This is a genomic window from Shinella pollutisoli (assembly GCF_024609765.1).
GTDB classification, from domain to species: Bacteria; Pseudomonadota; Alphaproteobacteria; order Rhizobiales; family Rhizobiaceae; genus Shinella; species Shinella pollutisoli.
The window spans coordinates 64,335-76,661 of record NZ_JANFDG010000018.1; the positions used below are offsets into that span (position 1 = coordinate 64,335).

Consider the following 12,327-nt stretch of genomic DNA (forward strand, 5'->3'; position numbering starts at 1 on the left):
GCCCTGTCGGAAATCCCGGTTTTCCAGGGCGTCCAACCCTGCCCGGGCAATATGGTTAGCGAAACGTCAAGACGATCGCCGGCCTTCTAGGCTTTTCCTTAAACGGCCCTTCAGGCGGAGTTGGTAGACCGCTCCTGGAAGAAGAAGCATCGCGGAAACAGCATGAAGCCCTTTCCCAACCCATCCGCAGACTGCGCGGCGCCGAGGACGATGAGCGTCTCCGGCACCCTGCGACATGCGCCGCCGCCGCGTGGCGAGGACGTGCCCTCATGAACCTGATGTCCGGCAACACGATCAGTGCCTCCCAGCGCGACATCCTGGGCATGCCGGTCTGCGACCTGCGCTGGGAAGACGCCTTCGCCTTCGCCGAGGAGGTCGCGACGATGCCGTTCGGGCAGACCGTGATCGCCTTCCTCAACGCCAACAACGCCAACCTGATGATGCGCGACCCGCAGTACCGCGCGGTGCTCGAGCGCCAGGTCGTCTTTCCCGACGGGCACGGCATGGACATCGCCTCGCGGCTGTTCCACGGCCGGCAGTTCCCGGCGAACCTCAACGGCACCGACTTCGTGCCGGCGCTGCTCACCTATATCAGCCGGCCGATGCGCGTGGCGATGATCGGCACGCGCGAGGACACCCTGCAGCGGGCGACGGAGAATTTCCGGCGCCATGCGCCGTGGCACACCTTCTTCCCCATCGCCGACGGCTTCTTCGACAGGGCGCAATCCGACGAGGTGATGAAGCGGGTGCGGGAGGTCAACGCCGACATCCTGCTCGTCGCCATGGGCAGCCCGCAGCAGGAGAAGTGGATCGACCGGCACGTCGGCCCCGGCCATGCGCGCCTGGTGCTGAGCGTGGGCGCACTGTTCGACTTCGTCGCCGGCGACATGCCGCGCGCACCGGAGGGCGTTCGCCGGCTGCGGCTCGAATGGCTGCACAGGCTCGTGCACGAGCCGAAGCGCCTGTGGCGGCGCTACATCTTCGGCAACCCGCTGTTCCTCTGGCACATCCTGCGCTACCGGATGAGCGGCATGGCGGACGGGCGGACGGCGGTGCGCGAGCGCAAGCAGGCGGGGGCCGGCGCCCCCTGACCCCGCATGCCGCAGCCCGTCAGTGGCCTCCTTCGGCCGGCTTCTCGACGGGAACCTTGCCCTTGGCGATCGTGACGCCGCGCTTCGGCGCGGGGTCCTGCACGGCGGCGGTGGTGATGTAGTCAATCTGCTCGACGAAGACCTCGTCTATGACCTCCGCGCCGAAGCGCCTGTTCAGCCCTTCCTTGACTGTGGCGCGGAAGGCATCGAGGTCGAAGCTGCCGGCACTCGCCACGTCGATCATCTTCTTGCCGACCAGCAAGGTGTAGAGCTCGTCGGTGATCATCTGCGGCAGCGGCACGACCTGCTTGGCGGCGAGCTCCTTGTTCGCCTTGTAGGCGAGCTTCGTCAGGAGATAGCCGTTGACGCCGCCCTCGCCGATCACCGGCACCGTGGTGACGTAGCCGCTCACGAATTCGAGCGCCGCCTCCCGTTCGGCCGCCGTGGTGTCGACCTTCGGCGCGGAGGCCATCTTCAGCGCGAAGAAGACCGACGCGAGCGTGACGACGAGAATCCAGACGCCGGTGCCGATGAGCTTGATCATGGCTGGTAGCTCATGCGGAACTGCTCCTGCGAGTAGGTGCCGTCGGCCTCGAGGTCCTGCACGGCATTCTTCAGGATGGAGACGACCTCACGCACCGCCTCGAGATGCGCCGAGACGCGCTGCGCATTGGTGGCGAGCTTCTCGCGGACGCGGGAAAGCTGCTGGGAGAACGTGGCAGGGACCTCGTCCGGCCGCACGTCGCGCGTCAGCATCGCCAGCTCGTAGAGGCAGCGGCTCTTGTGCGCGTTGGAGGTCGGCAGGTCGAAATCGGGATCCTGGCCGATATTGCCGTTCTCGTTGTCGATGATGGTTTCGAGCCGCCCGAGGACGGAGCGGATCCGGAGTTCGTTGTTGGCCTGTTCCATTTTGTTGTTCTCCGCTTAGGACTTCTTGTCGTCTTGCTTGATGCCGGGCGTCAGCTCGGCGAAGGCTTCGCGCTGGAGCGACTGGACCATGCCGGTGGCGATGCGGTCCGTCGGCACTTCCCCGCCGCGCGAGGCGGCGCCTATGCCGCTGCTTTTCGCCAGGCTCTCGGCGATGCCGATGCCGCCGCCCTTGGCGATCGCCTCGCCGAGCTGCTCGGCCATCATGCCGCGCCAGATCTCGCCCGCGGTCCCCTTGCCGTAGATCTCCTCGCTGTCGGAAGGCAGCATCGACTTCACGAAGTTCTGCAGCACCATCGATTCGAACTTGCGCAGGTGCTCGGGAACCGCAACCTTGCCGCCGGCCGCGGAGACGCCCTGGGCGGCGCTGCCTGCGGCCGTGTCGCGGTTGAGGATGCCGACCGCGGCCTGGAAGCCGGCGCCGGCCTCGGCAAGGCTCGTCGCCTCGAAGGCCGCCCTGTTCGATTTCAGCTTCGCTTGCGCTTGCTGAACCTGGGCCGGGTCGGCGGCGCGCACGACATCGAGCACCAGGTCGCTGGGTGGGGAAATTGCCACGTCTCAAAGCCTCTCAGGTAAATCCTGTCGACCGGACCCGTCCTCATGGCGGTCCGCCGGCCTCATGACCATTCGGGACATCCCGGTCTGCTGCGCCGCGGCGCGGTTCGCTCGGCAGACACCGTCATCGTCTCGATGCGACTATCGCCGTTCAACCTTACGGGAGGCTGGTGGCGAAGGGCGGGGCTTCACATCGGCACCCGTCCGATCCATCGCGGCGCAAGCTTCGCGCCGCGGAGGGAATAGCCGTTATCTTCCAGTGCGTTGGAGTGCGCCTCAGTCGTCCGGCTGCTTGTAGGCGATATGCTGGTCGATCAGGTCGTAGATGGAGGTGTCGGCCGCCTCTCGGTCTTCCGCCTCGCGCGCCTCGCGCATGCGATCCTCCATGCGATCGCCCTTGGTGCGCTCGCGCACGACGCGCATCTCGTGCATCTGCTGGACGTTGGCCAGCATCTGGTCGGTCTGCTGCAGGCGGCTGAACTGGCCGGAATAGATGCGCGAGAAGCCGCGGTGCACCGGGTCGAGCGAATTGAGCGCGTCGACCACCGCGTCCATCGATTCGGCGACCTCCTGGCGCTGGCGCGTCGTGCCGGCAAGATCGATCTCCGCCATCTTCTCCAGATGGCGCTGGACGGTGACGAGGCGCTTGAGCTTCTGCGACCGGCTCTTCTCCATGCCCTCACTCTCCCCGGAAGACCGGCAGGAAGCCGTTGGCGAAGATTTCCAGCATCGACGATATCCCGAAATAGAGAAGGAAGAGGCCGCCGATGATGAGGAACGGCAGCGAGATGAAGTAGATCGGGATCTGCGGCGCGAGCTTGTTGATCAGGCCGATGGCAATGTTGAAGATCAGGCCGTAGAGGATGAAGGGGCTCGCCAGTCTGAGCATGATCATGAAGGTCTGCGCCAGCGTGTCGGTGAGCGTGATCAGCGCGCTCTGCGGATTGAAGCCCGCGCCGAGCGGCATGACGCTGTAGGAATCGACGAGCGCCCGCACGATGAAATGATGGAAATCCAGGAGGAACAGCAGTAGCAGGCCCGCGAAGGAGACGAGGTTGGTCAGCTGGTTCTCCGCCGCGTCCTCGAGCACGTCCTGCGTCGGCGGCGAGTTGAAGCCCATCATCATCGTCAGCGCCGTGCCGGCGAATTGCAGGCCGAGCACGTAGTAGCGCGCGATCAGGCCGATCACCGCGCCGGTCAGCGTCTCGAAGACGATGAGCGACACGTAGCTGGCGGCCGGACCCGAGACGCGCGGATGGATCGTGTCCCACATGATCGGCAGGACGGCCATCGAGACGGCGACCGCGAGGAACAGCCGTATCTGCATGGGCAGGCGCGCCGAGGAGAAGCCCGGCAGGAGCATGAAGCACCCGCCGACACGGCAGAAGGCGGCAAACAGCGCCAGCACCGTGCCCTGCGGGTCCTCGATCACGAGATCGACCCGAGGATCCGGATCTCGATGCCCTTGGCGAGCTCGACGTGCGAGAGGACCGGCAATGTGGCGAAGAGGCGCTCGATGATCATGCGCACATAAGTGCGCGATTCGGGCGACGTGACCAGCACAAACGGCGTGCCGCGGTCGAGAAACTCGCGGATGACCCGGGTCGCCTGCTCGGAGAACTCCTCCAGCTGGCGCGGATCGATGTCGAACTCGACGATCTCGCCCTTGGAGTCGCGCTTGAGGGCCTGGTGGAACACCATGTCCCACTTGTTGCCGAGGCGCAGCACCGGCAGCACGCCGTTCTCGGCAAGGTCGCCGCAGATCTGCTGGGCCATGCGGATGCGCACGTGCTCGACGATCTGCTCGGTCTTGCGCACATGGGGCGCGAGCTCGGCGACGGCTTCGAGGATGAGGTGCAGGTTGCGGATCGAGACGCGCTCGGCGAGCAGCAGCTTCAGCACCGCCTGCAGGCCGGAATAGGACATGTGCGAGGAGCAGATCTCGTCGGCGAGCTTGCGGTATTCCGGATCGAGGCGGTCGATCAGCACCTTCACGTCCTTGTAGGAGAGAAGCTGCGGCAGGTTGTTGCGGATCACCTCGGAAAGGTGCGTCAGCACCACCGAGACGTTGTCGATCGGGTGGAAGCCCTCGCGCCGGAGGTCGTCGGCGAAGGCCTCGAGGATCGACACGGCCGGCATGCCGAAGGCGGGCTCGCGGATGTCGTCGCCCGGCACGCTCGGCTTGCGCCCGCCGCCCGTCACCACCATCACCTCGCCGACGCGCACGACGTTCGAGGCGACCGTCGTGCCGTGGATGCGGATCTGGTAGGACTTGTCCGGGATGGCGATGTCGTCCGACACCTTGATCTCCGGCACGACGAAGCCGTACTGCATCGCGAACTTCTTGCGCATCTTGCCGACGCGGAAGGCGAGCTCCTGGTGGGCGCCGAGCAGGCGCGTGGAGACCTGCTTGCCGAGCAGAAGCTCGATCTCCGCGGTCTTCAGCACCGACTTGACCGAATCCTTCTCCTGCTCGCGGGTCTGCTGGACCTGCTTGGCCTCCTCCTCGCGGCGGGCGCGGATTTCCTCCTCGGCGCGGCGCGGGATGATCCAGGAGCCGAAGGCCATGACGCCGCCGAGCACCATGAAGGGCAGGAAGGGCAGGCCCGGCATCAGCGCCAGCAGGATCATCAGGGCGGCGGCGACCAGGAGCGCGCGCGGGTAGCCGGAGAGCTGGTTGACGACCGCCTGGTCGGTGGAGCCGGCGGTGCCGCCGCGCGAGACGATGAGGCCGGCGGCGAGCGACACGATCAGCGCCGGGATCTGCGAGACGAGGCCGTCGCCGACGGAGAGCTTGACGAAGACGTCGGCGGCTTCCGAGAGCTCCATGCCGTGGCGGAAGTAACCGATGATGATGCCGCCGAAGATGTTGATGGCGGTGATGATCAGGCCGGCGATGGCATCGCCGCGCACGAATTTCGAGGCACCGTCCATCGAGCCGAAGAAGGAGCTCTCCTCCTCCAGCTCGCGGCGGCGGTGCTGCGCCTGCTTCTCGTCGATGAGGCCGGCCGACAGGTCGGCGTCGATCGACATCTGCTTGCCGGGGATCGCATCGAGGGTGAAGCGCGCGCCGACCTCGGCGATACGCGTCGCACCCTTGGTGATGACGATGAAGTTCACCACGATGAGGATCATGAAGACGATGAGACCGATGACGAAGTCGCCGGACATGACGAGGCTCGCGAAGCCCGCGATCACGCCGCCCGCCGCATCGTGGCCCTCGTTGCCGTGCGAGAGGATCACGCGGGTCGTGGCGATGTTGAGCGCGAGCCGGATCATCGTCGCGATCAGCAGCACCGTCGGGAAGGACGAGAAGTCGAGCGGCCGCTGGATCCACAGCGAGACCATCAGGATGAGCACGGAGAACGCGATGGAGAAGGCGAGCCCGATGTCGATCATGAAGACCGGGATCGGCAGGAACAGGATCGACAGGATCGTCAGGATGCCAACGGCGAACGCGATGTCGCGGCCGCTGGGACTCACCTTCGGAAGATTGATTGCCGGTACCTGCGCCATCTGGATGTCTTCCCGTCTCGTCATGAGAGGCGGCGGGGCACCATGCGCCTCGCCCATTCGATCCGAAGCCTACAGGACGAAGCTTGCGCGAGGATGGGAGGACGACGGCTAGAAGCCGCTTTCGATGCGCGAGAAGACGATGTTGGTGAAGATCGAGATCTGGGCGCCGATGAAGGGCGCGGAAATGGCGATCGTCACCATGATCGCCAGGATTTTCGGGACGAAGGTGAGGGTCATCTCCTGCACCTGGGTCAGCGCCTGGATGAAGGCGATGGCGACGCCGACGACCATCGCCGCGAGCACGGCCGGCCCGGCGGCGACGATCACCGTCCAGATGGCCGCTTGGGCGATGTCGAGGGCGTCGGCCTCATTCACGGATGGTCAGCTCACCTTCACGCCCGGGCCGACGACGATCTTTTCGCCCGACTCAAGCGTTGCCACGATACCGTCCGTATATAGCGTCACTTCCTTGACGACGCCAGAAAGCTTGCCGTCCTCGCTGGTGATGGTGCGGCCGATCACGGAATTGGCTTCCTGGAGCGACGTGCGCTGCAGCAGGCTTTCGAGGTTCTTGTTGGTCTTGATGGTCTGCTCGACCTGCGAGAAGGTCGCAAGCTGCGCCATCTGCTGGGCCGCGTCCATCGGCTCGGTCGGGTCCTGGTTCTTCATCTGCGCCACGAGCAGCTTGAGGAAGCTCTCGTAGTTCAGCGTCGCCGACTTGGCGTCGCCGTCCGAATCGGTGGCCGAGACCGTCGGCGTGTAGGACGTGTTCTGGGTAGTGGCCGAGACGGGTGTCACCACGGGGCGATCTCCTTGCGAATCTGCTCGATGGTCGCCGGGGCGATCTCGTGGTTGTTGAGGATGCGGTCCTCGATCGGGTAGAGCGCGCGGATCGCCTTCAGCGCCTCGAAGGCGCGGCCCTGCGTCACCAGGCCGTCGACGCGCTTCAGCTCGGCCAGCACTTCCTCGTTCTTGAAGCAGGTGAGCAGCATCAGGATCGACTTGCGGAAGAGCGCGTTGGAATGCTCCGCCCCTTCCGGATTGATCAGCGACATCTGCGCGATGAAATAGAGCTGCCGCAGCGGCGTCGTCGCCTGCTCGGGCTGGAGAACGTGGTTTTCCAGCAGGAAGGTGACGTCGTTCAGGAATTCGATCGCGACCTTGCGGTCGACCCTCAGAACCGCGCCGTTGACGAAAATGCGCTCACCGGACTTCAGCGATATACGCAGCGTGCTTTTCATTTGATGCCATCCTTGATGATGGTGGTGATGTCGATGATGCCCTGGAAATTCGTGGATTCGCGCCTGCGGATCTTCTCGATTTCCTTGAGCACCCAGATCGCGATGGAGATGAGGTTGGCGCGCAGCTCCTCATCGAGCTGGTTTTCCGGATGTCCGAGATCCTCGATGAAACGTATCCAGACCCGGCGGGTGAAATAGACGGCCTCGACGGTATCCTTCCCGTAGGTGCCTTCCGGCTCGTTCATCGCCGCTTTCAGAAGCGCGATGGAGCGATCGAGAACCTGCCGCTCCCGATCCTTCGAGATCGCCGTGCCATCCTCCATGATCTCGGCATATGAAAACTGGTACATTCAGACATCCTTCATGTGTGTCCGTACCCTCTGGTTCATCAGAGGTAGTTCAGCAGGCTCAGGTTCTGGATCCGCGAGGTGAGCGTATAGGCGAGCGACAGCTGCGATTCGAGCGTGGTGACGCGCGTCGCCGCCTCGTAGGTGTCGATGGATTCCATGTCCTTGATGCTTTTCGACAGGATCGTGATCTGGGCATCGAGCGAGGTGTTGGCCTGCTTGACGCGCGCCTGCGAGATGCCGAGCTTGCTGCGCTCGGAATCGATGCCGGAAATCGCCTGGCCCATGTAGTCGATGGACGTATCGGTGACGACCTTGCGCGTGCTTTCGGTCAGGCCGAGCGTCAGCAGCTCGTAGCCGATCACCAGGCCGAGCGCCATCTTGCGCATGCCGGCCGTGTTCGCGTTGGTCGAGCTCTGCACGGTCTCGGACGCGCTGATCCGGCTCTGCATGTTCTCGTTGGAGGCGCTGGACCAGTCCGTTTCCCAGTCCGCCTCGAAGGCGGTGGAGAAGGAGGCGATGAAGCTCTCCATCCTGTCCGGCGTGATCTCCTCGGCGGACGTATAGCCCTCGGCCAGCATGAAGGCGTCGAAGGCATCCTGGAAGGCCTGGCGTCCGGCCGACAGCGGCGGTCCGGCAAGATAGTCGCTGATCGGCGTCACGTCCGAGTTGATGCCGGCGAACAGGTACTCGCCGGAGAACGACGTGTTCGCCGCCGCCGTGAAGGTCGAGAGCGCGTCGCCGATATTGTCGCGGGCGAGCGCAAGCTGGTCGCCGGAGGTCATGCCGGAAAGCGCGATCAGCACCTCCATCGCCGAATTGCCGGCTTCCGAGATCTGGTCGAGCGCCGCCTGGGAGGCCGCGAGGCGCTGCGTCGTCAGCGCGTTGGTGCTCTTCAGCGATTCCATGCGCTGCAGGTCGCGGTGCAGGTTCAGCGTGCGCGCCGTCTTGGCGCCGAGCACCGCGCCGACATCGGCATGGCGGCCGGTGACGGTCTCCTCCTGCAGCTTCAGCAGTTCGCCCTGCGCCTTCGCCACGGTGAGGCGCAGGGTATTCTGAAGGGACATGTTCGAAACGAATGAAGTCTTCATAACTTAGCTCGCTGCCGAGAGAAGGGCCGCGATCATCTCATCGACCGCCGCCACCAGTTTCGCCGACGCCTTGTAGGACTGCTCCAGGTCGAGGAGCAGTGCCAGCTCCTCGTCCAGGCTGACGGCGGTTACGTTCAGAAGGGCCTCCTGCGTGCGGCCGAGCAGCGCCGCCTTGTCGTCGCTGGCGGTCGTCGCCGCGCTGCGCAACTGCTCTACCCAGCCGATGGAGGCCGTGCTGAAGGCGAGGATGGACGTGCTCGTGTCGATCGCCGCGTCCGTGTCGAACGTGCGCGTCTGCTCGAAGCCGGCCGAATACTTGTTGAGGAGGACCGAGAAGCTGGCATCGTTCGCCGGATTGGCGTTGATGTAGATGCCGTCGCGCAGCTTCATCGGCTCGCCGCCCTGCGCGGTGATGACGGCCGGGTTGACCTTGATCACCGCGGCGAGGCCGGGATCGGTGAGCGCGGCCATGCCGTTGCGCACGAAGAGGCCGTCGGTGTCGACGAAGGTGCCGGATGCCGGCGGCGTCTCGACGCTTTCCGAGAACATGCCGATGATGCCGCGGGCGATCTCGTCGAGCTGGTTCTGGAAGGTGGGGGCGACGTTGTCGCGGATCTGGAGAAGCGCGGCGATCGACCCCTGGGCGCTGGTGTTGCCGCCCGCGCCGGCCTGGACGGCGACGCCGTCGATATAGACCTGGTTGCCGGTGACGGCGGCCGTGTAGGTGTTGGTCGGCACGAAGGTGACCGAGCGCGGCACGGTCTCGAACAGGACGGTGCCGTCGCTGGTATAGAGCGCCAGGTCGTTGTTCGGGCGCTTCAGCGCGCTGACGCCGACGAGCGCCGAGATCTGGGTGAGCAGCTTGTCGCGCTGGTCGAGCGCGTCGTTGACGTCGTTGCCGGCGGCCGTGCCGACCCGGACCTTGTCGTTGTAGGTCTGGAATTCCTGCAGCAGGCGGTTGAGCTCGTTGACCGAGGTGGCGATGTCGGCGTCGGCTTCCGCGCGCAGCTTCTGGACGGCGATCGACGTGGCGTTCAGCGAATTGGCGACGTCGACGGCGTCGGCCACGACCGTCTCGGCGAGCGAGACCTCGTTCGGCTTGTCGGCGAAGGTCTGGAGATTGTCGCGCAGCTTGGCGAGATAGGTGGCCGGGGCGAGCTCGTAGTCCTCGCCGCCGAGCATCATCTTGATCCGCGTCAGCCCGCCGAGCAGCGTGTCCTGCGCATGGGACTTGGAGATGGAGAGCAGGTTCTGCTTCAGCAGCGCCTCGTTCTGCGCGCGCTGGGTTTCCACGACCGTGGCGCCCGAGCCGGCGGTGATCAGGATCGCCGCGCGGCGCGCATAGGCGGTGTCGCTTGCGTTCGCAATGTTCTTCGACGCGACGGCCGTCTGCAGGCCCACGTTGGAGAAACTCGACTGAGCAGTCTTCATTGCTGCTGAAAGCGACATCGGATGTACCTAACTCTCGTATGCGCGGGTTCAGGCCGCCTTATCTCTTGAGGTTGACGAGGACTTCCATCAGTTCGGAACCCGTCTGGAAGACCTTCGAGTTGGCGGTGTAGTTGCGCTGCGACTCGATCATGCTCGTCAGCTCCTCGGCGATGTCGACGTTGGAGTCCTCGAGCGCGCCGGAGATGATCGTGCCGTAGCCGCTGGAGCCCGCGTAGCCCATGACGACGACGCCCGAATCGGCGCTCTGCGAATAGACGTTGCCCGGCAGCGGCTTGAGGTTGTCGGGGCTCTGCACCGAGGCCATGGCGATGCGGTACTTCGGCACCAGCTCGCTGTTGTCGTATTTCAGGTAGACGATGCCGTCGTCGCTGATCTCGTAGCCCGTCACCTTGCTCGCGGCGTTGCCGTTGATCTTGCCGTTGGAGACGTCGAAGGGCGAGCCGAGCTGAGTCGAGCCGCTCATGTCGATCGTCAGCGGCCCGAGGGTGGCGCCGTTGATGTTCTGAACCGGCAGGGTGACGCTCAGCGCCGAGGGCGTCAGCTTGCCGGCGGCGTTGAAGGTCATGGTGGTCGAGGGGCCGTAGGGGGTGCCGTTGTAGCTCGCCTGGACCGTCCAGACGTTGTCCGCCGTCTTGGTATAGGTGAACTCGATCAGGCGGGTGTTGCCCTGGCTGTCATAGGCGACGAGCGAGGTGGGCTTGGTGTAGCCGACGGCCTCGTTCGAGGGCAGGTTCACGTCGAGCGCGCCCGCGGTCGAGGCCGTGGCGTTCAGCGAGCCGGAGGAAAGGTTGATCTCCGTCAGGCCGTCGAAGCCGTTGACGACGATCGTCGGATCGTCGGTCGAGGAATATTCGTAGCCCATCAGGGTGAAGCCGGCCGAGTTGCGCAGCGCGCCCTCGTCCGTCTTGGTGAAGGCGCCGGCGCGGGTCATGTACTGCATGCCGTCCGAGCCCTGGACGATGAAGAACCCCTTGCCGTTGATCGCGAGGTCCGTCGCCGAGGTCGTGTAGGTGAAGGTGCCCTGGGAGGAGATGGAGTAGCGCACATCCGTGGTGACGCCGCCGGAATTGTAGGCGCCGCCCGTGGTCGGCAGGATCAGCGAGGAGAACTGGGTCGAAGCCTTCTTGTAGCCCGTCGTGTTCGCGTTGGCGATGTTGTCGGCCACGGTGCTCAGGCGGTTGGCCTGCGCGTTCATGCCGGAAACACCCGTTCTCATCGTTCCATAGAGGCTCATGTCGTTTCCCCGTTCGTCTCGTGACTTGGACCCTATGGGACGGGCCTTGCGTGAAGCTGGCTGCCGGGGTCCGCCTGCCGGCAGCCAGCTCCGTCTGCCGTCTCAGCCCTGCCAGTCGATGCAGTAGCCGAGGAAGCGCTTGGAATCGATCGGATCGAAGCCGAGCTTCTTGCGCAGCTTCTTGCGCAGCTTGCTGATGTGGCTTTCCACCACGTTCTCCTCGACGTCCTCGTCGAAGATGCCGTAGATCGCGTTGAAGATCTGGGTCTTGGAGAGGCGCCGGCCGCGGTTGGCGACCAGGTATTCCAGGATGCGGCGCTCGCGGCGCGGCAGGGGGAAGACCTCGCCCTCGATCTCCGGATCGCGGCCATCCGAGAAGACGCGGATCGGGCCGATGTCGGTGTGGTTGGCGAGCGCCTTCAGGCGCCGCCGGATGGCCGCCGCACGGGCCAGGATTTCGCGGGGGTGGACCGGCTTGCGGACCACGTCGTCGACGCCGCTGTCGAAGAAGGCGAGCGTCGTCTCCAGGGAAGGGGTGTCGCTGACCGCGATCACCGGGGCCTGCGACCGGTCGCGGATCGCGCGCGGCAGCTCCATGCTGAACTGGCCCTGGCCGATCAGGAACGCCTCGACCGCATCGATGTCCGAATCGGCGGCGGTATTCACCCACTCGCCGAATTCATGGGGATCGAACCCCGTCGAGGGCACGCCCTCGCGACCAAAAAGAGAAGTATAGCCGTCTTTCACGAGCTCGCGCTCATCAACCACTACGATCATTCGTCCGCCTCCGAATCAGTGTGGCGCCTCGTTGAACGAGAGGTACGAAGGGGGCGAATCACCAGCAACTAGAGAAAATAACTGGCTGAATTTAAC

Annotated in this window: 15 protein-coding genes; 1 reads left to right on the plus strand and 14 read right to left on the minus strand. The window is 64.9% G+C overall.

All coding sequences use genetic code 11. The features are described 5' to 3' along the window. Window positions 1-269 precede the first annotated feature (269 nt). Window positions 270-1,091 (plus strand): WecB/TagA/CpsF family glycosyltransferase, encoded by an 822-nt coding sequence (locus NNZ72_RS15565; protein ID WP_257316289.1) that lies wholly within the window; start codon window positions 270-272, stop codon window positions 1,089-1,091. A 19-nt stretch (window positions 1,092-1,110) separates the two neighbouring features. On the opposite strand, the gene NNZ72_RS15570 is transcribed toward NNZ72_RS15565, so the two are convergent. The 14 genes from NNZ72_RS15570 to rem form a co-directional block, all read right to left on the minus strand. Then, on the minus strand, window positions 1,111-1,635 hold the full coding sequence (locus tag NNZ72_RS15570) for a hypothetical protein (RefSeq protein ID WP_257316290.1): 525 nt from the start codon (window positions 1,633-1,635) through the stop codon (window positions 1,111-1,113). Then, window positions 1,632-2,000 (minus strand): hypothetical protein, encoded by a 369-nt coding sequence (locus tag NNZ72_RS15575; protein ID WP_257316292.1) that lies wholly within the window; start codon window positions 1,998-2,000, stop codon window positions 1,632-1,634. The genes NNZ72_RS15570 and NNZ72_RS15575 overlap by 4 nt, the downstream gene beginning before the upstream one ends. 15 nt (window positions 2,001-2,015) lie before the next feature. Then, window positions 2,016-2,573 carry a rod-binding protein gene (locus NNZ72_RS15580; protein WP_257316293.1) on the minus strand — a complete coding sequence of 186 codons (558 nt, stop codon included), beginning with the start codon at window positions 2,571-2,573 and terminating at the stop codon, window positions 2,016-2,018. A gap of 276 nt (window positions 2,574-2,849) precedes the next feature. Then, window positions 2,850-3,248 (minus strand): hypothetical protein, encoded by a 399-nt coding sequence (locus NNZ72_RS15585; protein ID WP_257316294.1) that lies wholly within the window; start codon window positions 3,246-3,248, stop codon window positions 2,850-2,852. Window positions 3,249-3,252: 4 nt separating this feature from the next. Then, on the minus strand, window positions 3,253-4,005 hold the full coding sequence (gene fliR, locus NNZ72_RS15590) for a flagellar biosynthetic protein FliR (RefSeq protein ID WP_257316296.1): 753 nt from the start codon (window positions 4,003-4,005) through the stop codon (window positions 3,253-3,255). Then, window positions 4,002-6,089, minus strand: a complete 2,088-nt coding sequence (gene flhA, locus NNZ72_RS15595) for a flagellar biosynthesis protein FlhA (protein ID WP_257316297.1) — start codon at window positions 6,087-6,089, stop codon at window positions 4,002-4,004. The genes fliR and flhA overlap by 4 nt, the downstream gene beginning before the upstream one ends. 108 nt (window positions 6,090-6,197) lie before the next feature. Next, complete coding sequence (gene fliQ / locus NNZ72_RS15600; protein ID WP_257316298.1) at window positions 6,198-6,464, minus strand: flagellar biosynthesis protein FliQ; 267 nt, start codon at window positions 6,462-6,464, stop codon at window positions 6,198-6,200. A gap of 6 nt (window positions 6,465-6,470) precedes the next feature. Continuing rightward, window positions 6,471-6,887 carry a flagellar hook assembly protein FlgD gene (flgD, locus tag NNZ72_RS15605; protein ID WP_371747767.1) on the minus strand — a complete coding sequence of 139 codons (417 nt, stop codon included), beginning with the start codon at window positions 6,885-6,887 and terminating at the stop codon, window positions 6,471-6,473. Next, on the minus strand, window positions 6,884-7,330 hold the full coding sequence (flbT, locus tag NNZ72_RS15610) for a flagellar biosynthesis repressor FlbT (protein ID WP_257316300.1): 447 nt from the start codon (window positions 7,328-7,330) through the stop codon (window positions 6,884-6,886). Before flbT ends, flgD begins: the two co-directional genes overlap by 4 nt. Next, a complete protein-coding gene (gene flaF, locus NNZ72_RS15615) occupies window positions 7,327-7,680 on the minus strand; it encodes a flagellar biosynthesis regulator FlaF (protein ID WP_257316302.1) in 354 nt (117 codons plus the stop codon). The genes flbT and flaF overlap by 4 nt, the downstream gene beginning before the upstream one ends. Window positions 7,681-7,718: 38 nt before the next feature. Next, a complete protein-coding gene (locus tag NNZ72_RS15620; protein WP_257316303.1) occupies window positions 7,719-8,768 on the minus strand; it encodes a flagellar hook-associated family protein in 1,050 nt (349 codons plus the stop codon). 3 nt (window positions 8,769-8,771) lie between these two features. Next, entirely contained in the window at window positions 8,772-10,217 is a 1,446-nt protein-coding gene (gene flgK, locus NNZ72_RS15625) for a flagellar hook-associated protein FlgK (protein ID WP_257316304.1), read from the minus strand. Window positions 10,218-10,257: 40 nt separating this feature from the next. Continuing rightward, a complete protein-coding gene (locus NNZ72_RS15630; RefSeq protein WP_257316305.1) occupies window positions 10,258-11,454 on the minus strand; it encodes a flagellar hook protein FlgE in 1,197 nt (398 codons plus the stop codon). A gap of 102 nt (window positions 11,455-11,556) precedes the next feature. Continuing rightward, window positions 11,557-12,231 carry a transcriptional activator Rem gene (rem, locus tag NNZ72_RS15635; protein WP_257316306.1) on the minus strand — a complete coding sequence of 225 codons (675 nt, stop codon included), beginning with the start codon at window positions 12,229-12,231 and terminating at the stop codon, window positions 11,557-11,559. Window positions 12,232-12,327: the final 96 nt, after the last annotated feature.

Bases quoted from the DNA above. Each gene is read 5' to 3' on its own strand.
- flbT (WP_257316300.1), bottom strand. From the start codon at position 7,330: ATGAAAAGCACGCTGCGTATATCGCTGAAGTCCGGTGAGCGCATTTTC.
- flaF (WP_257316302.1), bottom strand. From the start codon at position 7,680: ATGTACCAGTTTTCATATGCCGAGATCATGGAGGATGGCACGGCGATC.
- NNZ72_RS15565 (WP_257316289.1), top strand. From the start codon at position 270: ATGAACCTGATGTCCGGCAACACGATCAGTGCCTCCCAGCGCGACATC.
- NNZ72_RS15630 (WP_257316305.1), bottom strand. From the start codon at position 11,454: ATGAGCCTCTATGGAACGATGAGAACGGGTGTTTCCGGCATGAACGCG.
- flgK (WP_257316304.1), bottom strand. From the start codon at position 10,217: ATGTCGCTTTCAGCAGCAATGAAGACTGCTCAGTCGAGTTTCTCCAAC.
- rem (WP_257316306.1), bottom strand. From the start codon at position 12,231: ATGATCGTAGTGGTTGATGAGCGCGAGCTCGTGAAAGACGGCTATACT.
- flhA (WP_257316297.1), bottom strand. From the start codon at position 6,089: ATGGCGCAGGTACCGGCAATCAATCTTCCGAAGGTGAGTCCCAGCGGC.
- NNZ72_RS15585 (WP_257316294.1), bottom strand. From the start codon at position 3,248: ATGGAGAAGAGCCGGTCGCAGAAGCTCAAGCGCCTCGTCACCGTCCAG.
- NNZ72_RS15575 (WP_257316292.1), bottom strand. From the start codon at position 2,000: ATGGAACAGGCCAACAACGAACTCCGGATCCGCTCCGTCCTCGGGCGG.
- NNZ72_RS15620 (WP_257316303.1), bottom strand. From the start codon at position 8,768: ATGAAGACTTCATTCGTTTCGAACATGTCCCTTCAGAATACCCTGCGC.
- NNZ72_RS15570 (WP_257316290.1), bottom strand. From the start codon at position 1,635: ATGATCAAGCTCATCGGCACCGGCGTCTGGATTCTCGTCGTCACGCTC.